26 protein-coding genes and 1 pseudogene are annotated in these 21,567 nt (G+C 63.3%); 18 read left to right on the top strand and 9 right to left on the bottom strand.

What is annotated here, in order from left to right; all coding sequences use genetic code 11:
- Positions 1-286: 286 nt before the first annotated feature.
- From ACFODV_RS12815 to ACFODV_RS12845, 7 genes are all read left to right on the top strand, one after another.
- Complete coding sequence (locus tag ACFODV_RS12815; protein WP_379760056.1) at positions 287-751, top strand: SUF system Fe-S cluster assembly regulator; 465 nt, start codon at positions 287-289, stop codon at positions 749-751.
- Between the two features lie 68 nt (positions 752-819).
- Positions 820-2,262, top strand: coding sequence for a Fe-S cluster assembly protein SufB (gene sufB, locus ACFODV_RS12820; protein ID WP_379760058.1), 1,443 nt, complete (start codon positions 820-822; stop codon positions 2,260-2,262).
- 80 nt (positions 2,263-2,342) lie between these two features.
- Complete coding sequence (gene sufC, locus ACFODV_RS12825) at positions 2,343-3,095, top strand: Fe-S cluster assembly ATPase SufC (RefSeq protein WP_379760238.1); 753 nt, start codon at positions 2,343-2,345, stop codon at positions 3,093-3,095.
- A complete protein-coding gene (gene sufD / locus ACFODV_RS12830; protein WP_379760060.1) occupies positions 3,092-4,438 on the top strand; it encodes a Fe-S cluster assembly protein SufD in 1,347 nt (448 codons plus the stop codon). The genes sufC and sufD overlap by 4 nt, the downstream gene beginning before the upstream one ends.
- Positions 4,439-4,463: 25 nt before the next feature.
- Positions 4,464-5,720, top strand: coding sequence for a cysteine desulfurase (locus ACFODV_RS12835; RefSeq protein ID WP_379760062.1), 1,257 nt, complete (start codon positions 4,464-4,466; stop codon positions 5,718-5,720).
- Positions 5,721-5,728: 8 nt separating this feature from the next.
- Positions 5,729-6,301: a putative Fe-S cluster assembly protein SufT gene (gene sufT, locus ACFODV_RS12840; protein ID WP_379760064.1), complete on the top strand. Its 573-nt coding sequence runs from the start codon at positions 5,729-5,731 to the stop codon at positions 6,299-6,301.
- Positions 6,302-6,315: 14 nt separating this feature from the next.
- Positions 6,316-7,095: a SanA/YdcF family protein gene (locus ACFODV_RS12845; protein ID WP_379760066.1), complete on the top strand. Its 780-nt coding sequence runs from the start codon at positions 6,316-6,318 to the stop codon at positions 7,093-7,095.
- Between the two features lies 1 nt (position 7,096).
- Here ACFODV_RS12845 and ACFODV_RS12850 read toward each other — a convergent pair whose 3' ends face one another.
- The 4 genes from ACFODV_RS12850 to ACFODV_RS12865 all read right to left on the bottom strand — a co-directional run bounded on the left by ACFODV_RS12850 (position 7,097) and on the right by ACFODV_RS12865 (position 10,077).
- Entirely contained in the window at positions 7,097-7,543 is a 447-nt protein-coding gene (locus ACFODV_RS12850; protein WP_379760068.1) for a hypothetical protein, read from the bottom strand.
- Between the two features lie 112 nt (positions 7,544-7,655).
- Positions 7,656-8,564, bottom strand: coding sequence for a 30S ribosomal protein S6--L-glutamate ligase (gene rimK, locus ACFODV_RS12855; protein ID WP_379760070.1), 909 nt, complete (start codon positions 8,562-8,564; stop codon positions 7,656-7,658).
- Between the two features lie 24 nt (positions 8,565-8,588).
- Entirely contained in the window at positions 8,589-9,026 is a 438-nt protein-coding gene (locus ACFODV_RS12860) for an ATP-dependent zinc protease family protein (protein WP_379760240.1), read from the bottom strand.
- 25 nt (positions 9,027-9,051) lie between these two features.
- Positions 9,052-10,077 carry a DUF3549 family protein gene (locus ACFODV_RS12865; protein ID WP_379760072.1) on the bottom strand — a complete coding sequence of 342 codons (1,026 nt, stop codon included), beginning with the start codon at positions 10,075-10,077 and terminating at the stop codon, positions 9,052-9,054.
- A 401-nt stretch (positions 10,078-10,478) separates the two neighbouring features.
- On the opposite strand from ACFODV_RS12865, the gene ACFODV_RS12870 reads away from it, so the two are divergent.
- Complete coding sequence (locus ACFODV_RS12870; protein WP_379760074.1) at positions 10,479-10,811, top strand: YqcC family protein; 333 nt, start codon at positions 10,479-10,481, stop codon at positions 10,809-10,811.
- A gap of 72 nt (positions 10,812-10,883) precedes the next feature.
- Here ACFODV_RS12870 and ACFODV_RS12875 read toward each other — a convergent pair whose 3' ends face one another.
- Both ACFODV_RS12875 and ACFODV_RS12880 read right to left on the bottom strand, forming a co-directional pair.
- Positions 10,884-11,519, bottom strand: a complete 636-nt coding sequence (locus ACFODV_RS12875; protein ID WP_379760076.1) for an OmpW/AlkL family protein — start codon at positions 11,517-11,519, stop codon at positions 10,884-10,886.
- 207 nt (positions 11,520-11,726) lie between these two features.
- Complete coding sequence (locus tag ACFODV_RS12880) at positions 11,727-12,131, bottom strand: OmpW family outer membrane protein (RefSeq protein ID WP_379760078.1); 405 nt, start codon at positions 12,129-12,131, stop codon at positions 11,727-11,729.
- 283 nt (positions 12,132-12,414) lie between these two features.
- Between ACFODV_RS12880 and ACFODV_RS12885 the strand changes: the two genes are divergently transcribed.
- Positions 12,415-12,711, top strand: a complete 297-nt coding sequence (locus tag ACFODV_RS12885; protein ID WP_379760080.1) for a hypothetical protein — start codon at positions 12,415-12,417, stop codon at positions 12,709-12,711.
- 70 nt (positions 12,712-12,781) lie between these two features.
- Here the strand turns inward: ACFODV_RS12885 and ACFODV_RS12890 are convergent, their stop codons facing one another.
- Together ACFODV_RS12890 and ACFODV_RS12895 are read right to left on the bottom strand one after the other, a co-directional pair.
- Positions 12,782-13,156, bottom strand: a complete 375-nt coding sequence (locus ACFODV_RS12890) for a hypothetical protein (protein WP_379760082.1) — start codon at positions 13,154-13,156, stop codon at positions 12,782-12,784.
- Positions 13,157-13,448: 292 nt separating this feature from the next.
- The gene (locus tag ACFODV_RS12895) at positions 13,449-13,892 is read right to left on the bottom strand and encodes a helix-turn-helix domain-containing protein (RefSeq protein ID WP_379760084.1); all 444 of its coding nucleotides are present in this window, start codon (positions 13,890-13,892) and stop codon (positions 13,449-13,451) included.
- A 112-nt stretch (positions 13,893-14,004) separates the two neighbouring features.
- Between ACFODV_RS12895 and ACFODV_RS12900 the strand changes: the two genes are divergently transcribed.
- The 9 genes from ACFODV_RS12900 to ACFODV_RS12940 are packed head-to-tail and all read left to right on the top strand — an operon-like array spanning position 14,005 to position 19,518.
- Positions 14,005-14,202 carry a helix-turn-helix domain-containing protein gene (locus tag ACFODV_RS12900; RefSeq protein WP_379760086.1) on the top strand — a complete coding sequence of 66 codons (198 nt, stop codon included), beginning with the start codon at positions 14,005-14,007 and terminating at the stop codon, positions 14,200-14,202.
- Entirely contained in the window at positions 14,202-15,236 is a 1,035-nt protein-coding gene (locus tag ACFODV_RS12905) for a helix-turn-helix domain-containing protein (RefSeq protein WP_379760088.1), read from the top strand. Before ACFODV_RS12900 ends, ACFODV_RS12905 begins: the two co-directional genes overlap by 1 nt.
- Positions 15,178-15,495: a hypothetical protein gene (locus ACFODV_RS12910; protein ID WP_379760090.1), complete on the top strand. Its 318-nt coding sequence runs from the start codon at positions 15,178-15,180 to the stop codon at positions 15,493-15,495. Before ACFODV_RS12905 ends, ACFODV_RS12910 begins: the two co-directional genes overlap by 59 nt.
- The gene (locus ACFODV_RS12915; protein WP_379760092.1) at positions 15,492-15,992 is read left to right on the top strand and encodes a VRR-NUC domain-containing protein; all 501 of its coding nucleotides are present in this window, start codon (positions 15,492-15,494) and stop codon (positions 15,990-15,992) included. Before ACFODV_RS12910 ends, ACFODV_RS12915 begins: the two co-directional genes overlap by 4 nt.
- Complete coding sequence (locus tag ACFODV_RS12920; protein WP_379760094.1) at positions 15,989-16,267, top strand: hypothetical protein; 279 nt, start codon at positions 15,989-15,991, stop codon at positions 16,265-16,267. Before ACFODV_RS12915 ends, ACFODV_RS12920 begins: the two co-directional genes overlap by 4 nt.
- Positions 16,264-16,896: a hypothetical protein gene (locus ACFODV_RS12925; RefSeq protein WP_379760096.1), complete on the top strand. Its 633-nt coding sequence runs from the start codon at positions 16,264-16,266 to the stop codon at positions 16,894-16,896. Before ACFODV_RS12920 ends, ACFODV_RS12925 begins: the two co-directional genes overlap by 4 nt.
- Positions 16,842-17,783 carry an ATP-binding protein gene (locus ACFODV_RS12930; RefSeq protein WP_379760098.1) on the top strand — a complete coding sequence of 314 codons (942 nt, stop codon included), beginning with the start codon at positions 16,842-16,844 and terminating at the stop codon, positions 17,781-17,783. Before ACFODV_RS12925 ends, ACFODV_RS12930 begins: the two co-directional genes overlap by 55 nt.
- Complete coding sequence (locus tag ACFODV_RS12935) at positions 17,783-18,907, top strand: metal-dependent hydrolase (RefSeq protein WP_379760100.1); 1,125 nt, start codon at positions 17,783-17,785, stop codon at positions 18,905-18,907. The genes ACFODV_RS12930 and ACFODV_RS12935 overlap by 1 nt, the downstream gene beginning before the upstream one ends.
- 5 nt (positions 18,908-18,912) lie before the next feature.
- Entirely contained in the window at positions 18,913-19,518 is a 606-nt protein-coding gene (locus ACFODV_RS12940) for a thermonuclease family protein (protein ID WP_379760102.1), read from the top strand.
- Positions 19,519-19,756: 238 nt separating this feature from the next.
- Here ACFODV_RS12940 and ACFODV_RS12945 read toward each other — a convergent pair.
- A pseudogene (locus ACFODV_RS12945) lies at positions 19,757-21,175 on the bottom strand (IS1380 family transposase).
- Between the last annotated feature and the right edge of the window lie 392 nt (positions 21,176-21,567).

Here is a 21,567-nt window from a genome sequence, read left to right on the forward strand (position 1 = left end):
ACCGCCGGTATCGGGGTGTAGGCTTGTCGGCCTTCTTCAGCCCTTGCCGGGGCCAACCATGAGCGATCTACCCCATTGTCCCGCCTGTGAGTTGACCTTCACCACGCACTTTCTCTATGAGAATGATTGTCGTTATTGATGCTATCGGTCCCGATCATGCCGCCATCCTATCGATTGCGACCAGGAAACATTCTCGTGGGCTTCACATCGAACTTATACAGGACTAAAATGGTCCCCAATTGAGGCGTGGCCCCTATTGGACCGCGCGCCACCGAGGAGGGTAGGCATGCTCAAGCTTTCGCGGCTGACAGATTATGCCGCCGTGGTGATGGCTCAGATCGCGCGCCACCCCGAGCAGCCCCAGGCCGCCGGGGAGTTGGCCGAGGCGGTGCAATTGCCGCACCCTACGGTCTCCAAGACCCTCAAGATGCTGGTCAAGGCAGGTCTGCTGGAATCGCGGCGCGGTGCCCAGGGGGGTTATTCCCTGGCGCGGCCCGCCTCCAGGATCACTGCCATCGATATCATCACCGCCATTGAGGGGCCGGTGGCCATGACCGAGTGCAGCCTCGCGGAAGGCGATTGCGACCTGGTTGCCACCTGTGGTGTTGCCGACAACTGGCAGCGGGTGTCGCTGGCCGTGCGCGCGCTCCTTGACAGCGTGACCCTGGCACATCTGGCGGATACCTCGCCGATAAAGCTGCCGGTGCAAATGCCCATTCAGAGCGTGACCCTGGCCGCCGACACGGCCTGAGTCGTCTTATCGAATTCAACGCGGCGAGCTTTGCTCGCCGGCCCAACTGCCCGGGGAGGGGTGACATCATGGCAAGTCAGGAAATGGAAGAGCTTGTCCGTCGCGACTATAAAGAAGGTTTCGTGACAGACATCGAGAGCGATACGCTGCCGCCTGGTCTCGACGAGGACGTCATTGCGTTCATCTCGAACAAGAAAGGCGAGCCTGAGTGGATGCTCGAGTGGCGCCTGGAAGCCTATCGGAAATGGCTGAAGATGACGCCACCCTCCTGGGCCCATCTCGATTACCCGCCTATCGACTATCAGTCGATCTCCTACTTCAGCGCGCCCAAGCGTGACGAGGACAAGCCCCAGAGCCTCGACGAGGTGGACCCCAAGCTGCTCGAGACCTATGAGAAGCTGGGCATCCCGTTGCACGAGCGCGCGGCCCTGGCCGGCGTGGCGGTAGATGCGGTGTTCGACTCCGTTTCCGTGGCCACGACCTTCAAGGAGACCCTCGGCGAGGCGGGAGTGATCTTCTGCTCTATCTCCGAGGCGATTCGCGAGTACCCGGAGCTGATCAAGCAGTACCTGGGCACCGTGGTGCCGGTCACCGACAACTATTTCGCGGCGCTCAACTCGGCGGTGTTCACCGATGGCTCCTTCGTCTTCGTCCCCAAGGGCGTGACCTGCCCCATGGAGCTCTCCACCTACTTTCGCATCAACGCCGCCAACACCGGCCAGTTCGAGCGCACCCTGATCATCTGCGAGGAGGGCGCCCAGGTCTCTTATCTGGAGGGTTGTACCGCCCCGATGCGCGACGAGAATCAGCTCCACGCCGCGGTGGTCGAGCTGGTCACTCTGGATGACGCCTACATCAAGTACTCCACGGTGCAAAACTGGTATCCCGGCGATGAGGACGGCAAGGGCGGCATCTACAACTTCGTGACCAAACGCGGCGACTGCCGTGGCGATCGTTCACGCATCAGCTGGACCCAGGTCGAGACCGGCTCCGCGATTACCTGGAAATATCCCTCCTGCGTGCTGCGCGGCAAGGATAGCATCGGCGAGTTCTACTCCGTGGCGGTGACCAATGGCCGCCAGCAGGCCGACACCGGCACCAAGATGATCCACATCGGAGAGGGCACCCGTTCCAGCATCATCTCCAAGGGCATCTCCGCCGGCCGCAGCAATCAGTCCTATCGCGGCCTGGTGAAGATCGGCCCGCGGGCCAAGGGAGCGCGCAATTTCACCCAGTGCGATTCCCTGCTGATCGGCGATACCTGCGGCGCTCACACCTTCCCCTATCAGGAGATCGGCAACAGTACCGCCACTGTCGAGCATGAGGCCACCACCTCCAAGATCGGCGAGGACCAGCTCTTCTACTGCCAGAGTCGGGGTATCTCCGAGGAGGACGCGGTGAGCATGATCGTCAACGGTTTTTGCAAGGACGTCTTCCAGGAGCTGCCGATGGAATTCGCCGTCGAGGCCGAGGCGCTGCTGAGCGTGACCCTCGAAGGAGCCGTGGGTTAAGGCGCCCAGGCGCCGGTCCGGTCAAGACAACGTATTTCGGGTCGCCGCGGCGACTCGCCAGAATCGAAAAGGTAATGAAGATGCTCGAAGTCAAGGATCTGTACGTCACCGTCGAGGGCACTGAAATCCTCAAGGGCCTCACCCTGACCATCAACGCCGGTGAAGTCCACGCCATCATGGGCCCCAATGGGGCCGGCAAGTCGACCCTCTCTGCGGTCATCGCCGGAAAGGACGGCTATGAGGTCACCTCGGGCTCGATCACCTTCGAGGGACAGGACGTGCTGGAGATGGAGGTCGAGGAGCGGGCCCTGGCCGGCATGCTGCTCGGCTTCCAGTACCCGGTGGAGATACCGGGGGTGAAGAACATTTACCTGCTCAAGGCGGCCCTCAACGCCAAGCGTTCCGCGAACGGTCAGGAGGACATCCCGGCGCCGGAGTTCATGAAGCTGATCAAGGAGAAGATCGCCGAGATGAAGATGGACGCTAGCTTCCTGCAGCGCTCCGTCAACGAGGGCTTCTCCGGCGGCGAGAAGAAGCGCAACGAGATCCTCCAGATGCTGGTGTTGCAGCCCAGGCTCGCCATGCTCGACGAGATCGATTCAGGTCTGGATATCGATGCCATGAAGGTGGTGGCCGACGGCGTCAACAGCCTGCGTGACGCCGAACGCGCCATCCTGCTGGTGACCCACTACCAGCGCCTGCTCGACTACATCGTACCGGACAGGGTTCATGTGCTGGTCGACGGTCGCATCGTAAAGAGCGGTGATGCCGAACTGGCCAAGAAACTCGAGGCACACGGTTATGATTGGGTCCAGGAGGAGTCCGCGGCATGAGCGATGTTCAGACTTTTCTCGACCGCCTGGCCGAGCGAAACGCCCAGCGCGGACGCGAGCCGACCTGGATCGCCGCCCGGCGCCAGGCCGGTGCGGCTCGCTTCGAGGCGCTCGGCTTCCCTACCCGCCGCGATGAGGCGTGGAAGTACACCGACGTGCGCGCGATTGCCCGGGGCGACTTCGCCCTTGCCGCCGACGCCGAGTTTTCCCCCGCCACCGCCGCGGCACTGACCCTGCCCATCGACGCCCATCGGCTGACCTTCGTCGACGGCGTGTTCTCGGCGTCGCTCTCACAGCTCGAGGGCCTGCCATCGGGGGTGGCACTGCTGCCGCTCTCCCGGGCGCTCGAGGAGAACCACGAAGCGGTGGGTGGCCCCCTCGGTCGACTCACCGGCGTGGAGTTCTCGCCCTTCTCTGCGCTCAACACCGCGTTCACGGAAGAGGGTGCCGTGGTGCGAATGGCGCCCGGCACCGTGGTGGAAAAGCCCATTGTGCTGCAGTTCCTTTCCCGGGCCGGTGGCCAGCCGGTAATGAGCCACCCGCGCATCCTGATCGAGGCGGCCGGGCGCAGTCAGGCCACCGTGATCGAGCATCATATCGGCGAGGAGGCGGCGGCCAATTTCACCAATCTGGTGGAAGAGATCATGCTCGACCGCGGGGCGATCCTGACCCACTACAAGCTTCAGGAGGCACCGCTTGCGGATCTGCACGTGGCCAGCATCCACGTGGAGCAGGGCCGCGACAGCACCTATACCTCGTTCAACCTGAACCTGGGGGGAAGCCTGGTGCGCACCGATCTGATCAGCGAACTCAACGGTCAGGGCGCTACCGCCAATTTCTATGGCCTGTTCTACGGTCAGGGTCGCCAGCATGTGGATAGCCACACCCTGGCCAACCACAACGCGCCGCACACCTACTCCAACGAGAACTACAAAGGCATTCTCGATGATCGCGCCCATGGCGTGTTCAACGGCAAGGTGGTGGTCAAGCGTGACAGCCAGAAGATCGAGGGCTATCAGAGCAACGCCAACCTGCTGCTCTCCGATCGCGCCGAGATCGACGCCAAGCCCGAGCTTGAGATCTACGCTGACGACGTCAAGTGCTCTCACGGCACCACCACCGGCCAGCTCGACGAAGAGGCGATCTTTGCCCTACGTACCCGCGGCATCGACCGTCAGACCGCCCGTGGCCTGCTGACCCTGGCCTTCGCTGGCGAGGTTCTCGGGGAGGTCAACCTGGATGTGGTGGCCGAGCGCGTCGAGTTGGCGGTTGCCGGCAAGCTGCCCGAACGCTTCAATCTGGCCGGGCTGGTGGAAACCGCTGCGGCCCTGGACGATGAGTGAGAGCGCCTTTGAAGAGGAGCACGCCATGACCGAACTGGCTACCCGCCGCCCTGAGGCGCCCACGCTGGACGTGATGGCAATTCGCGCGGAGTTTCCCATACTGACCCGACAGGTACACGGCCGGCCGCTGGTCTATCTCGACAACGCGGCCACCAGCCAGACACCTCGCCAGGTAATAGAGGCATTCGACGCCTACTATAGTGGCTACAACGCCAACATCCATCGTGGGCTGCATACCCTGGCAGATGAGGCCACGGCGGCCTTCGAAGGCACTCGTGAGACGGTCCGCGGCTTTCTCAACGCCGCCGAGCATCGTGAGATCATTTTCACGCGCGGCGCCACCGAGGCGATCAATCTGGTGGCCAATGCCTGGGGGCGAGCCAACCTGGAGGCCGGTGACGAGGTGCTGATTTCACGCCTGGAGCACCACTCCAATATCGTGCCCTGGCAGCTTCTGGCCAGCGAGTTGGGGTTTGTGATCAAGGTGATCCCGGTAGACGAGCGCGGCGTGCTCGATATGACCGCCTATGGTTCGCTGTTCACCGAACGCACCCGACTGGTGGCGGTGAACCACATCTCCAATGCCTTCGGCACCGTCAACCCGGTCAAGGAGATGGCGGCGACTGCCCACGCCCATGGCGCTCTGATCCTGGTGGACGGCTGCCAGGCCGCCCCCCATCAGACGGTGGACGTGCGCGATATCGACGCCGACTTCTATACCTTTTCCGGGCATAAGGTCTATGGCCCCACCGGGGTCGGCGTGCTTTATGGAAAGGCGGCGCTGCTCGAGGCCATGCCGCCCTGGCAGGGCGGTGGCGAGATGATCAAGACGGTCTCCTTTGAGGCCGGCACCACCTTCGCGGAGATCCCTCACAAGTTTGAGGCTGGTACGCCCGCCATTGCCGAGGTGATCGCCCTGGGCGAAGCGCTCAGGTGGGTCGCAGGCGTGGGCCTCGATGCCGTCGGTGCCTGGGAGAATATCCTTCTGGAACGGGCCACCGCCGCGGTGTCGCGTATCGACGGCCTGCGTGTGCTGGGCACCGCCCCGGACAAGGCCGCCGTGCTCTCGTTCGTGGTGGATGGCGCCCACGCTCAGGATATCGGCCTGCTGATCGATCAGCTCGGCGTGGCGATTCGCACCGGCCACCACTGTGCCCAGCCCCTGCTGGCTCAGTTCGGCGTGGATGCCACCTGTCGGGCGTCGTTTGCCGCCTACAACACCCTGGAAGAGATCGATGTCTTTGCCGAGTCGCTCACTCGCGTCATCGGCATGGTGAGATAAGGACGCCCATGAGCGATATCGAGCAGATAGCTAGCCTCGAGAAGGGGCAGAGCCTGCCGCTGCAGCGAGACGTGGAGGCGATCTCCATCCCCTTCGGCAAGACAGTGACCCTGGCCGAGGACAGCATCGTCAGCGTGATGCAGGCGAAGGGCAGTACGGTCAGCGTGGGCTACGAGGGGCGGCTCTACCTGATCGAGGGGGCCAACCTCGACGCCCTGGGGCTCGAGGCCCTGCCGCGGCCGACCCTTGCTGAAGACGCCTCCGAGGACGAGATCGAGCAGTTCGTCTGGGACCAGTTGCGAACCTGCTTCGACCCGGAGATTCCGGTCAATATCGTCGACCTGGGCTTGGTCTACGGCTGCCGCATCGAGCGCCTTATCACCGGCGAGCGCATCGTCACCATCCGCATGACGCTTACCGCGCCGGGCTGCGGCATGGGTGACGTGATCGCCGCCGACGCCCGCAACAAGATCCTCGGCGCGCCGCAGATCAGCAAGGTGCACACCGAGATCGTCTTCGATCCGCCGTGGAGCCGCGATATGCTGAGCGACGAGGCCAAGCTCGAACTCGGCATGTTCTAGTCTTGGGGGCTGCCATGAAGCAGGCGGTTGGGAAGGTCTTTCGGGGCCTGCTGATGTCCCTTGGGGCCTCCGCGCTGCTGGCGGCCCTGCTGTTCGTCGTGGCCAACCTGTGGGTGCTGGGGCAGACCCACTCTCGCATCGAGCATGAAGTGCCGCTGTGCTCAGGCGAGCGGGTGGGCGTGGTCTTCGGCACTTCCCACTGGACCCGCAGCGGCGTGAGAAATCCCTACTTCGATGCGCGCATGAGCGCCTCGGCGCGCCTGCTGCGCCTGGGGCGTATCGACCACCTCCTGATCTCCGGGGACAATCGCACCCGCTTCTACAACGAGCCCATTACCATGTGGCGTGATCTGCGTGGCCGCCAGGTGGCCGATGCCGACATGACCCTCGATTATGCCGGCTTCAGCACCTTCGATACCCTGTCCCGGGCGCGGGAAGTGTTTGACGTAGAGCGGGCGCTGCTGATCACCCAGGCCTGGCACCTGCCGCGGGCGCTGTTCATCGCCGACGCCCTCGGGCTGGAAGCCACCGGCTGCGCGGTGCCATCTCCGTCGCGCAAGGTGAGCGGGGAGTGGCGGCTTCAGGCGCGGGAGTGGGTGGCGCGAGTGGCTACCCTGGGAGATCTGTATCTGTGGGGGCGTGAGCCCCACTTTTTGGGGCCGCTGGAACCTCTGAATATTGCGCCACGCTCTTGGGAGGCATGGCTGTTTCCTGCGGCAGACGATCCTGATGCAGGCCAACCTGCAGAAAGCCAGAGTAAAAGCGATGAGGTATTGAAAGGCGAGGGGGAGTGACTCAGCCCTGCAGGCGCTGCTTCTGTAGGTCGTAGAGCTCTCGGATCAGCGCTCTGCAGCCCTTGAGACACTCTTCGATCACAGGCTCGATGGCGTCGGGAAGGGGATGGGTGTAGAGGGTCGAAAGGGCCTGCATCAGCACCCGCTCCTGTTCCAGCAGCTCGCCCACCACTACCTGGCTCTCATTGCCAACAAAGCTCTTCAGCCGACTCCACAGCCACATGTAGTCGTCGCGCTCAACGTCAGCGTCTCGGGGCAACATGTTGAGATGCTGACGGGCCAGCTCCTGAAGCTTGCTCATCGACCGATTCCTGGCCTCGTAATGAGGCTTCAGCGTGTCACGCAGGGACGGACGCAGGCGCTCCAGATTGTCCTGGAAATAGTCGATGCTGTCGGCCAGCGCCTCAAGGGCGCTGTCCATCGCCACTTGGCGATTATCAAGAAACATGAGCGGTCACCTCCTCCGGTGACGCAGATTGTGGCCGTGGAAACACTGTTTTACTACCCTTGGGCGGGAATAAATATTCTGATATTCAGCCTGGCCGACGCTGTTATGGCAATTACCCCTTGGGCTTAGGCGGGGCTTTGCGGTTTGGGGCGGCATTCTTTTCGATATGCTCGATGATCAGACCGGCGATATCCTTGCCGGTGGCGGACTCAATGCCCTGCAGGCCAGGGGAGGAATTGACCTCCATGATAACCGGCCCGTGGTTGGAGCGCAGCAGATCGACGCCAGCGACGCCCAGGCCCATGGCCTTGGCCGCGCGGATCGCCGTGGAGCGCTCTTCCGGGGTGATGCGGATGACGCTGGCGGTTCCGCCACGGTGCAGGTTGGAGCGGAACTCGCCTTCGGCAGCCTGGCGCTTCATCGAGGCCACTACCTTGTCGCCGATCACGAAGCAGCGAATATCGGCGCCCTTCGCCTCCTTTATGTACTCCTGCACCATGATGTTGGCTTTCATGCCCATGAAGGCCTGTATCACGCTTTCGGCAGCCTGGTTGGTCTCGGCGAGTACCACGCCGATGCCTTGGGTGCCCTCCAGCAACTTGATGACCAGCGGAGCGCCCTTGACCATGGTGATCAGGTCGGGAATATCGTCCGGGGAGTGAGCGAAACCGGTGATCGGCAGCCCGAGCCCCTTACGCGACAGCAGCTGCAACGAGCGTAGCTTGTCGCGGGAGCGGGTGATGGATACGTTGTCGTTGATCACATAGGTACCCATCATCTCGAACTGGCGCAGTACTGCACAGCCATAGAAAGTCACCGAGGCGCCGATCCGCGGAATTACCGCGTCAAAGGGCTCGAGCTCCTGGCCCTTGAGATGGATCGAGGGGTGATGGGAAGCGATGCTCATGTAGCAGCGCAAGGTGTCGACCACCCGGGCACTATGGCCCCGCTGTTCGGCGGCCTCCACCAGTCGACGAGTGGAGTAGAGATTGCGGTTGCGTGATAGCAGCGCGATATGCATCGAAAAGCTCCAGTGACGGGTGGTTCAGGGTTCGCCGTGCAGAAAGGCGCTGCCTGGCGCCACGAGAAGGCGGCGAAGAGCTCGACGGCCAAGCAGCATGGGGTGACGCATGTTGCGACGGTCGGTCAGGCTCAGCTCAACGGGAAACTCCAGGTCGCCCAGGCTCAGGGAGGTGCGAATAATGTAGCGCCACTCCTCCTGACCGTTGGAGCTGCGCACCTTGCGACGGTCATGCAGATGCATGCGGAATACATGTGGCGGGGTGTTGGGACCCCCGCTGCGGGTAGTGAAACTAACCCACAGGTGGCCATCCTCCTCGTAGGACTCGATATCCTCGGCGTGCAGGGCCGACGTGCGAGCCCCGGTGTCTACCTTGGCGCAGAGGGTCAGGTGCATCTCCGTCAGTTCCACCATCTCACGACGGCCGATCACCGCTTTGGGGGTGTAGGGCAGTTCTTTCATGCTCATGGGAATCCTTCCAGGCCTGTCAGCGGTTCAGAGCGGCTAGGCGCCGGCCGATGGGGCTTTCCGGTGGGGCTTCGCGCAAGGTCATCAATACGGGCAGCCGCAGGCGCGGCACCAGCGCCAGGTCGCGAGCCACGTTCATGAAGTCGGCGTGCTCGCAGTCTGCCAGACGGACCAGGAAGCGCGGCAGCCGTTCGGCATCCTCAAGATGGTGCCAGCCACGACCCGCCATGGCCGCAAGCATGTCGGGGCCGCAAGCGTCGGCATCCGCCAACAGCTCATCATACCAGGCGCCGACGACGTCGCTGTCGGCGCCGGCCACGGCGCGGAGGCAGGCGGAGAACACCTCGATGTCTCCGTCCCGTGCCGCCACTTCGCCCCGATCTCGCAGCGTACGGGCCAGAATGGCACCGATGGCCACATGCTCCAGACAGTAGCATAGCGAGGTGAGCACTTCGTCAGGCAGCGCCGGCAGCCGGGCAGCCAGGAGCGACTGGTCATCGTCGCCCATGCGCACGACGAAGTCGGCCAACCCTTGCAGGCCAAGGGCCTGCCAGTCGATCTTCTGTTGGCCGCTCAGGTAGGCCTCCACCGGTTCCAGATGCTGGCTGGCCACCATCCCCAAGTCCTGACTGGCACGGGCATGCAGCAGAGCCTGGAAAGGCAGTGAGGGAGTGAAGGCCAGGGGATTGTCCTTCATCAGGTTGTCCACTGCCTCGCCGTCCTTGTGGCCGATGCTGCCCACGCTTCGCCCCAGTGTTTCCAGCAAGCGCTGCAGGAAGGCGTCGCGAGGTGCCGGCACCAGCAGGCCCTGCTCGTCCAGCGGCAGGGCCAGTAGCCAGATCATCGGGTCGCGTATGTCGCCCAGGCGAAACACGAAGCCCAAGCGTGCCTGGCCCTGCCAGGGGGCCGGCCATGCCAAATCGCCCGCTTCGAAGGCCGCCAGGGTGGACATTTCGCAGGGCTCTACCCGGCGTCCCAGGTGGTAGAGGCCCACCGTGGCGCCGCTGCGCACGAAGAAGTCATGTAAGGTGTTGATTGGCTGCATGCTCTCTCCCGTCTGCGAACCGTGCACTCTACCTTGGCATCGCCCCGCTGTCAGCAGCTTAAGGGTGGATGAAGTGCGTGCCTGATCAATTCTTGAGCGTTGGAGCCAGAGGCCCATGAGGCGTGACCTCGAGCGTCCTTTCCAGAGTTTATCCACAGCCCCATGCACGAAAACTGTGTACGGGGCTTCGCGACGCCATCACCCTAGTGGCGATGTAGAGTGTCCAGTGTATAAACCCGGTGAGCACGCTGGGTAGATAAGCCCTGGTGAACTAGATAAGCCCTGGAGAACAATGTTCGGTGGGAAATAGCATGTGGTGTAGCCGTGGGATGGCCGATGGGGTGGCCGGCGAAGTAGCGCGCAGGGATAATGGTATTTTTCATGCATGCGAGGACGTCACAATGAGCGTTCACCACGAACTGGCGGCTGCCCTGCGCGAGTTGGAGGCCACCCTGCGCGCCACCGATCAGTGGCGAATGGCAAAGCCTGACCCCATCGCCTTCGAGAGTATCGAGCCATTCTGCGCCGATACCATGGCGCTTCCCCAGTGGCTGCGCTTCGTGTTCATCGTGCGCCTGGAGACCTTGGTGGAGACCCGAGCGCCGATGCCGGCCAAGTGCGACGTCGCTCCAGCAGTAGAGGCCTGGCTGGCTCAGTCCGGGGTAGGGGGTGTCGAACGGCTGATGCTGATCCAGGCCGTGAAAACGATTGATCGTCTGGTGACCGAGAACTGATGTTATGCGCCTGTTACAAAACGCACAGGGCCCGCCAATGGCGGGCCCTGTGCACCTGCTCAGCTGGGAAGATCAGAAGCGGTAGCTGACGCCGCCCATCACCACCAGGGGGTCGATCTTGACGGATCCGATATCGTTGCCGTTGAGGCTTGCATCGGTTTCGATATCAATGTACCAGGCAGCGGCATTGAGCGCCCAGTTATCATTGATCAGCAGGTCCACGCCCACTTGGCCGGCGGCACCCCATGAGTCGTCGAGGCTCAGGTCACCAAGGCCACTCTTCTCACTGGAAAAAATAGTGTAGTTGACGCCCACCCCTACATAGGGCTGCACCAGAGCTTCTGTACCGCCCAAGGGGTAGTACTGCACGGTCAGAGTCGGCGGTAGATGCTTGGTGGAAGCAACATCCGCCACACTACCACCCACGCTAAGCTCGATGTCATGCTCGAACTGTTCGGCCGCCAGCAGCTCGACGCCGATTTTGTCGTGGAAGCGATAGCCCAGAGTAAAGGCGAAACCGGTATCGTCCTGTACGTCCACATCGACGGCGCCGTTAACCAACGAACCGTTGTCGTTCTTGGGAGCCACCTTGGCCACGCCCAGGCGTGTAAAGAAGTCACCTGCGCCATAGGCCAAGACTTGGGTGCTGGTGGTGAAAGTCGCAGCGGCAAGGCCGGCGGCGAGCAGAGTGGGGAGGGTCTTGCGCATGGGGCAACTCCTTCGTTAGAGCCATGGGTGGTTGTTCTATGACTGGCTTTTTGCTTAAGTCTAGCAACTGACAGTCGACATCTTGTCGATCGATAATCCTATTTTAATCAGCATCCGACACTGCGATATTGATCCAGAGCAAGGATCCTGCATTGCAGCACGAGCCGTATCGAGACCTGGCCTGCACCGCTAAGTACCTGCTCTCGATCAGAAGCGGTAGGTGATGCCTCCGCCAATGGTCACGGGGTCAATGTTGGCTTTGCCGATTTTGTTAAGGCGCGAGTCGGGCGAGACGTCGGCGTAGCTGATGAAGCCGTTCAACATCAGACCCGGTGATACGGCCAGATCCATGCCCAGTTGACCGACGGCCCCATGGCTGTAATGCATATCGAAGCCGAGTAACTCGTCCTCGGACAAGTGGGTGTAGTGGAGACTTGCGCGCACATAAGGCTGTGCTCGGACGTTCGTGACGGCCATGGGGTGGTGGTTGACCAGCTGGTTGGCAAGCATCTGATCAACGTTGTCTATGCCCGCTTGGGCCAGGGCCATTTGGCTCACGACCACATAGCCGGCGGCGATCACGGTAACGGTCAGGAGGTTGGGCGTTTTCATCAGGGCGTTCCTCTCGTCTATCGTAGCGGACTCGTGGAGCCTAAAGAGGCAAAACTTGTACAAAAAGTACTATATAAACGATATTTGCAAAAGTCTTGTAAAGATTTCCGATGACGCCCATAGCCCTTGCTGCCTGAGATTCCTATAAGGCATTGGCATTTGACCGCAAAAAAAGCCGCGCCTGTCGAGCATGGTGTACAACTGTTAATGCGGTGCAGCGTGAGCAGCTCGCAAGATCGCCAGGAATCGTCTTGACTGAGGGGAACTGACAAGGAGAGCGGAGATGAGACTTGCAATGTCCCTTCGACAGCGGTGGTGGAGCGAGGCCGTGACCCTGCTTGTCGGCGGCGTCCTGGCAATCTGGCTGCTGCTGCAGCCGAACTTGATTCAGGGGCTGCCGTTCACGTTGCGCTTGCCGGCCGTGCTGCTGGGGGTCTGGGCATTGGGCGCCGCCTTCCTTCGGCCGCTGGCGCTGGATCTTCCTCGATCAATGTTGTGTCGGGCACTGTCGCCAGTCTGGAACCACTTGGCCCTTGCTTGCTTTGCCTTGCTGATCGTGGTCCGTGCACTGCTGGCCTGAGGATGGGGCCTGCTTCACTCTATAAGGATAAGGCAACGTGAAAGCGCCTGACTCGACCTAAGGATTTCGGTCATTTGACGTTTTGTTGGCGTTCCTTGATGGCCAGATGTCGGGACAGGTGATCACGCAGGGCAGTAAGCTCTTCCTGGCCGGTGGCGTCGAGCAAAGGCTTGCCGCGAGTGACGCGGCCATGGTTTCCGTGATCGTCTACCAGCCGCTGGGCTCGGCGTCGGATGTCATCAAGGGTATCGTCGTGTCGGATGGGATAGCCGATGATGGCGTTCCACTCGGTTTCGCTGACCTGGCTCTGCAGGGCGCGATCGATCAGCTCGAGCAACTGGGTGGGCTCGGTGCGGTAGCGGGGTGTACTGGATAGCAGCAGCAGGCCTACCATGCCGCCGAATATCAGCAGACAGACAATGAAGACAAGCAGGAAGAGAGCCATGGGCGTAACCAGACAATTGATCCCATGCCAGAACAGGTTCTGGACCCACGTAGAAAATGAAGGAAAGTATTTGGGATACGTGGAGCGGGTGAAGGGAATCGAACCCTCCAATCATTTCAACACGTTACTACCAATATCACGCCTCACCATACATACCACCATACAAGAGATATCACGCTGTACGAGGTTTGAGGTGGGGCCGTGCCCTCCACCGAGGTCCATCAGGCAGCTCTGGTCGGGATCTGAAAGAGACTACATATTCTCCGTACGCTATCAGAGCCCCCTCGACCTGTCATTTGCAGATCGCCCGGAGGGTATACAACAACTGCACGTAACCATCCTTGGTGGCCTCGCCAGGCAGCACGACGGAGGACAACGCATGCCATTCATCCTCGCGGACATTCAGTGCCTGGACAAGCGACTGGTCCATGGCCAGCTCCCGCAAGCCAGCCGGTGTGGCGTAGCTGCCCATGATCTCCTGACGCGAACCACCAGCGGGTTCGGACTGGGCACCATATTTTCCGGTCCTGTCGCCCACGTCGACACCGGCCAGGTACTCCATGGTGACCCCGAGGGCGTCGGCGGCCTTCCTCAGCAGCTCGGGCGACAGCCCGCGCGTACCTCTCTCGACGTGCGAGATATGACTCTGTTCAATGCCGGTGCGCTGGGCGAGCTCTTGCTGGGTCAGCCCCTTGGCGTGCCGCGCAGCCCGGAACCGCGTAGATACCACTGCCATGGATTGGCCATGTCGTTGGATGGATGACACCCATTATGAAGGAGGCGCATTTTTTTGTCTGCGATTATGACTATATGACTTCGGATATGACCCAATGTGCGGAGGATTGGTGATGAATATCAGGAAAGCCCGCAAGGCGGCCGGCCTCACCCAGATCGAACTGGCAGAGCGGGTCGGCTGCGACCAGAGCATGATCAGCCGTATCGAGCAGGGCAAGCGCCCGGTGACGGTGGACATGCTCAAGGTCATCGCTCAGGCGGTTGGTATGCCGCCCCATGCCTTGCTTGCCGACGATCCCGAGGTGGCCTGATGACTGCCCCGGCCTTCGCATGGATGCCGATGTCGGCCTTCACGGACAGGCGACTGGGCGCCAGGGATCTGCGCGTGCTCGGCGTGCTGTATGCCCATGCGGGGGTCGATCGCACGTGCTGGCCGGCGGTGTCGACCCTGGCCGAGTTGACCGGTATCGATCGGCGCGATGTGCAGCGCACGATCCGGCGCCTGGAGGAGTTCGGCTGGCTGACGGTCGAGGTCGGGGGCGGACGCTCCTCCTCCTCGCGCTATCGGCTGTACTCGGGCGCTGCCACCGATCATGCCGAAAGGGCGGGTGATTCCACCGCGGGTGATTTGCCACAAACGGCGGGTGAACCACCCGCGGTAAGCCAGCAAAGGGCGGGTGATTCAACCGCGGGTGATTTACCACAAACGGCGGGTGAATCGCCCGCTGAATCATCGGAAAGGGCGGGTGATTCACCCCCGAAAGGGCGGGTGATTTACCACGAAAAGGCGGGTGATTTACCCGCCCGAACATACCAGAACATACCAGAGAACATAAAACCCCTCTCTTGCGCATCGGCTGCGCCGAGCGCGAGCGGGAACGACACCTGCGATCTGCTCGGTGATCCGGAGGCGAAACCGCAGGCCAGCGGCGAGAGCAGCGAAGCTGCTCGGATGGGGGACTTCGCGGAGTTCTGGGAGGCCTATCCCCGGCGGCGAGGCAAGGCGGATGCGCGGAAGGCGTGGCAGGCACTGAAGCCCGATGCCGCGCTGCGGGAACGGATCCTCGCCGCCCTGGCGCAGGCCCGAGCCTCGCCGGACTGGCGCCGCGAGGGGGGCCGGTTCATTCCGTACCCCGCGACCTGGCTGCGTCGCCGCGGGTGGGAGGACGAGCTGGAACCCGACATCGAACCGCTGCCGGCGGATGGCGCCTCACGCCACGGCGAGGGGCAACGTATCAACGGCACCCTGGCCGCGCTGGATTCCCTGTTTCGAGGAGGACAGGCCCATGCAGAACACGACCTTTCAGACCGGCATGGCGTACCTGTCAGCCGCCTATGGCACTGAGCTGTGCCGGGAGCGACTGGCGGTCTACTGGGATCAGCTCCATCCCCTGGAGGACGACGCGTTCCTGGCGGCCGTGAAAACCCATGTGGCGGTCGGGCAGCGCTTTCCGACCGTAGCCGAGCTGCGCGAGTTGTACCGCCAGCAGTGCCTGCCGCAGTCGCGGGTGCACCGGCTGCCGCCGCCGCGCCGCGCCGATGCCGAGCAGGCCCGCCGGGTGCTGGACGATCTCAAGGGCCAGGTGAGGAGGAAGCAGCCATGACGGTCAGCGAGCACCAGGAGCAGGTTGCGCTGTTCAAGTGGGCCGAGTACGCCGTCGGACGCTGGCCGGTGCTCGAGTTGCTCTACGCGATTCCCAATGGCGGCATGCGACCCGCCAAGGAACGCACCGACAAGCGCGGCCGCCGGGTGCGCTACTCGGTGGAGGCGCAGAAGCTGCGCGCCGAGGGCGTGAAGACCGGCGTACCGGACATCTGCCTGCCGGTGGCGAGCGGTGCGTTCCACGGCCTGTACATCGAGATGAAGACCCGCACCGGCAGCCCGTCGGAGGCTCAGCGTTGCTGGATCGCCGCGCTGATCCGGCAGGGCTATCGCGCCGAGATCTGCCACGGCTGGGAGCAGGCGCGAGCCGTCATCGAAGACTATCTGGGGTCGGCGTCAAGCGCCGTCCCCCCCACACCGCCGGGTGACCCGGCGGATTATCCCGCCCCGCGCCCCGAGCGACTGGGCGCCCGCGAAGCCGAGAGGATGACACCATGACCACCCACACCACCCCCGATGCCGCCCGTGGCGACGCCGCCATGATCCACATCAGCGCCGACGGCCAGACGCTCCCGGTCGACGCCCGGGTCGAAGACCTGACCACCAAGGTTAAGAAGATCACCACCACCGACGAAGGCAAGCTGCAGATCGTCCTCGAGGCCGAGGGCATGGACCACGATGCCCTGGCCCAGGTGAAGGAGCTGCTGGTCCTGCAGCAGTCCTCCCTGGTGCTGGTGAGCATGATGCCGGTGCAACGGGAGCTGTTCGGATGATCCGGTGCGCGGCGCTGGCCGCCGCCGTCACCCTGTGCGCCCCGAGTGCCGTGCTGGCCGCACCGCTCGATGACGCCATCGCCCTGGTCCAGCGCGCCCACCCGGTGCTGCAGGCCCAGCAGGCGCAGTACCGCGAGACGACGCGGCAACGCGACTGGTCGAGCGACATCACACTGGGCTGGACGCAGCGCGGCACCGCCGAGGGCGGCGCCGCCGGACCCAACGCCGGTATCCGGGTGTCGATTCCGCTGTTCGACCGCAGCCATGAACTGCGCTCCGCCGAGGCGCGCAGTGGCTGGATGCTTTCCCGGGATGGCGTGCTCACCGGCTTCCTGGCCAGCGTGGCGGAGCTGGAGGCGTTGATGTTCGAGCGTCACGAGGCCGAGCGCATGCGTGACTTCCGACGCGATCGGCTGGAGTACCAGCAGCGCCAGGTCGAGGAGGGCATCGCCGAGCCGGACACCCTGTGGCCGGTGGCCGAGGCCATGGAGCAGGCCGACCTGGCCTACGCCGAGCGTCACCGCCGAGGTGACGCCCTGCGCGAGCGCATCGCACGCGAGTTCGGAGGTGGCCAGTGGACGACGTTACGGGATTTGTTGGCCGATCACGCGAATCGGATGCGGCCCTGACGGCGATCCGGCGCGGCGCCAATGTGCTGATCCATGGCCGCGCCGGCATCGGCAAGTCAGCTTTCCTGCGCCACCTGCGTGGCCAGCTGGCAGATAGCGAGCCCCCGGTGGTGTTCGTGCCCGCCGGCACCACCAAGTCATCGTTGCTCGAACTGGCCCGGCAGATCCACGAACGCTGCGGCCTGGCGGTGCCCGAGGCGCTTCTGCCACCGAGGACCCTGGCCCGCGCCCGGCGCGAGGGCAGCCTGCCGTGGAACGATCTGGTGCGCCCGCTACGTCGGCTGCCGGTGACCGACACAGTGGCGCTGCTGGAGAACAGCCTGCGACGACGACGCTTCCTGGTGCTGCTGGAGACCCTGGAGGTGCCGCCTAGCCAGGCCGAGCTGTTCGCGGTGATCCTCGACTGCGCCCAGGTGGTCGCCTGCATGGACGACAGCAACCGCCGGGTGCGCATCGACCGGCTGCTGTGGCGCTTCCAGGCACAGGTGGAGCTCAAGCCGCTGCCGCTGGAGGAGAGCCGCACCCTGGCCGAACGCTGGATCGCCGACAACCCGCTGCGCTTCGCCGACGAGGCCACCCGCGACCGCTTCCTGCGCCACATCGCCCAGGCCAGTGGCGGCGTGCCGGCGGCGATCCGCGGCATGCTCGAGGAGGCCGGCAAGGAACGCGAGATCACCCCGGCCAAGGCGCGCAGCCTCTACCACAGCGCAGCGCTGCAGTACGTCGACATGACCCCGCTGGTGGTGGTGCTGCTGGTGATCGCCATTGCCGGCCGCTACATCAGCCGCGGCCTGGGCGACACCGAGATGCTCGTGCTCTCCGGCGTGGCCACCGCGATCTTCATGGGCCTGCGGTTCTTCTTCTTCCAGATGCGGAGCCGGCGCTGATGCTGGCACCCACGCATCTAATCGCAGGTCAGGCGGCGTTCATCGCCGTGAGCCTGAGCGTGGGTCACGCGCCGACACTGCCCGAGGCCTGGTTGGCCGCCGCCGCCGCGCTGCTGCCCGATCTCGACATGCGTCACGGCGTCGTCGGGCGGCTGTTTCCGTGGCTCTCCGAGCCGCTGGAGTACCGCTTCGGCCACCGCACCCTGACCCACTCCCTGCTGGTGTGCGTGGCCCTGGCGCTGCTGCTGTGGCCGCTCCTGCCGCACGGGATCTGGCTGGCCCTGGTCGCCGGGTATGCCTCGCATCCGGTGGCCGACATGATGACGCCGGCCGGGGTGGAGTGGTTCTGGCCGGCGCGGTGGCGATGCGTGCTGCCCGGCAACGAGCGCTTCCGTATGCGGGCGATGGGCTGGGGAGAACTGATCTTCGCGGCACTGCTGGGGGCGGCGACGATTCCGCTGCTGGGCATGGCCCAGGCCAAACCCGGCACCGGCAGCGTGATCGCCGCTGCCATCGGCGACATCGGTGCCGCGCGTGCCCGCTACGACGCCGAGAAAGGTACCAACCGCTGGATGCTGCGCCTCGAGGGGCGCGACAACCTCACCCATGCCGATGTCAGCGGCGACTACCCGATCATCGGCCCCTGGCAGGCGAGCGGCTTTCTGATCGACACACCGGCGGGGCCGCAAAGCGTCTGCCGCACCGGCGACTGCGGCTGGTACGCCGACAGTGCCGTGGCCGTGAAACAGGAAGCGCTGGCCACTACTACCCGCCACATCAACACGCCCCACACCTCCCCGGCGGCGCTCAGCGCCGCCCTGGTGGAGATGCAGGCCATGGGCGAGACCTACCTGATCGGCAGCCTCACCGCCCGCGGCATTGCCCCGCAGGCCCCTACCGTTTCTGTCAGCGGCGACACCGTGAGCCTGACCTACGCCAGCCCCGAGGTCCTAGAGGCCTGGGGGCATCGCGCGCTGCGCGACCTGCTGCTGACCGTGCAGGTGCGCCATGCCCCGGATGAGCCGGTACCTGCCATCGAGCTGAACCAGGCAACCGGCAGCGTGATACCCGCAGAGATCCGCCCCTGGCTGCACGAACATGACAGGATTTCTCGTCATAGGTAGGGAAGATGAAAATAACGCAAGTAATATCGAGAGTGGTCGCCTCCCTGGCCTGGCGGGAGGTGAGTCGTGGGCTGAGCCGGCTAATCCGCAAAGCGCGCCACAACCGGATGTCGCTGTTCTGGCTGATGGCAATGGTGGCGTTATTCCTGCCCTGGATGTGGACCGGCATCGGCGGGTTCGGCTGGCCGGGCCAGTCAGCCAGTGGGCAAAGAGGGGAGGTGTGCCGCGTACTCAATATCTACGACGGTGATACCGTCACCGTGAACTGCAGCGGACAGCGCGAGCGGGTGCGGCTGTACTGCATCGACGCCCCGGAGATGGATCAGGAGCCATGGGGCCGTCAGAGCCGCGACTACCTGCGACGCATCACACCGGCCCAGGTCAGCATCGTCACCCATGACCGTGACCGCTATGGCCGTGTGATCGGTGAGCTGTTCGACGGCCATCGCAGCCTCAACCTGGCCCTGGTCGAGGCGGGGGAAGCGGTGGTCTACCCGCAGTACTGCAGCGAGCGGCGTTACTCGCATGCAGAGCGGATGGCGCGGCAGGCAGGGCAGGGCGTGTGGGCACAGCCGGGGCTGCAGCAGAGGCCGTGGGAGTGGCGGCGCTAGGGTTATCCCGCCTCATTCACGAGGGCCCTGATCGGGCGGCTTGAAGTGGCTGGCCGTTGGCTTTTCTCATCAGGATCGATATCTACGCCGTGAAGGCCCGCCGGGTCATGCCCAAATGTTGCTCTTCTGCCGTCTGTCTATAACGTTAAGGAATCAATCGCCGCCGTTAAAGCAGCCGTGATCGTCCGCCGCCACTGCGGTCGCTCTATTCTTGGTGCTGTGGTGGTCTTACCGAGTGTCAGCTCAGGGCGATTTGTCTCGACAGCCCCTTCAGCAACGTCGGCCACCACGTATCGACGGCAGCGCCGTGGTGAACGATGATGCGCCTTGCGTGCAGTGGCAGCGTGGCGGCAACCTTGAATACCTGCTCGCGTATCCGGCTGAGGATCCAATCTTGTCGGGTTTGCCTCTCCAGGAGGCAGCGAAGGCCATGCAGGATCTGATAGGCGTAGAGGCGAAGCAGCAGGCTCACCACGTTGAGAGCCATCACGTCCTGGACGGTAGAGTCGCCGCGATCCGACGAGAAAAGGTACACATCGAGCGCCGACTTCACCTAGCCCATGTGGGCTTCGGCTCTGCCGCGCTTGCGGTATAGCTCCAAGACCTTCTCCGATGGCCAGTCGGCCTTACCGAGATGGGTGTCCAGGAAAAAGGCATGCAGCAGCAGGTCATCCGGACGTTCCTGTACGACCAACACCACACGCTGCGGTGTTGGCCATGAGCCCGCCTGATAGGTCAGGTTGTGGCACCATACCTGCGGCTGGTCCGGCGGGCGGCCCGGTTGGCCCTTCAGGTACGGTGCTGCCAGCTTTTGCAGACCCGCGTGGTTGCGCAGGCGCCCCAGGTATTCGATGCCGCTGTCTTCCAGGGCTTCCAGGGTGGCGTTGTCGGTGAAGCCAGCATCGATGCGCACGCGAACCTCGGCACCGGTGCCTTCGTTGAGCCGTCGCACCAGGTGCGGAATACAGGTGTCGGCGTTCTCGGCCGGGCCGGCATTGCCCTCGCGTAGCAGACCGCCCACCATATCGCCGGTCTCGGCTAGAGAGGCGATCAGTGGTTAGTAGATGCGGGCGCCGACATGGCCGTGGTTGGCTGAGCCCCCATGGTGGCCATGCTCCTCGATCGGCAGACCGTCGATGTCCAGCGTCAGGCTCTCTGGCCGTTCGCCACCGTTCGGCGAGCTCAACCGCCAGATTGCCAACCAAATCAGGTCCTCATGCACGGTATCGAGGTTGTCATCGTGCCCTAGGTAGGGCAGCAACCGAGACAGCGTGGAGGGCGACGGACGATCCTGGACCAGCGGCGTTATTTCGCGCGCATCGCTGCCGGCTAGTCGCTAGAGTGGATCACGCCGCAAAGATTGGGTGTCACTCAGGCCGATCCAGCCAATCGACCGCTGCAAGACCAATGTTCGAAGCTGACGGGCCAGCGAGTGGCGGATACGCAGGGGGTAGCGTTAATCGACAAGATTGACTTCGAGCGCCTCGATCCTACCGCTTTTATCGAGGGCTTCTCGCAGCAGCAATGCGCCGCTGTCGCTGGTGGTGCGGCGTCCGCTCAGCTCGTCACGGACAGGGCTATTGCAGGAAGGCGACCAGGTCATTAGGGTTTCACCCATGGCGAGTGGTCCTCTTGAATCGTGCTCTGGCAGGAACAGTTTGATTCTACAAAAGAAAACTACTCGCCATCTTCGTTTTCAGGCTGCCTTCATGAATTAGTCGGGATTAAATGATGCCGAAGCCACAGAGCCACGAGTAGTCACTGCGGACCCGGTCTATGCCACATGGTGGATGACGGCCCTCCCCGAAAGGGTTTTCAGAAACCCCTGTATGTCCGTACACTAGATTCCTGTGCGGTCACATGCAGGGCACCATCATGCAATTCATTGACATCAAGGCCGAGATGTTGAACATGCGATCCTCACCAGACCTCAAGAAAGCCTTGAAAGAGGCCGCTGGCGAGGAGCAGCATAGTATGGTGAACATGTTCGAAGTGCTGCTGATGAATTATTGTGCATGTAAGGGTATCGTACCGGTGGGCACCAGGCTT

Origin of the sequence: Halomonas tibetensis (assembly GCF_042643535.1) — a bacterium.
Lineage (GTDB): Bacteria > Pseudomonadota > Gammaproteobacteria > Pseudomonadales > Halomonadaceae > Halomonas > Halomonas tibetensis.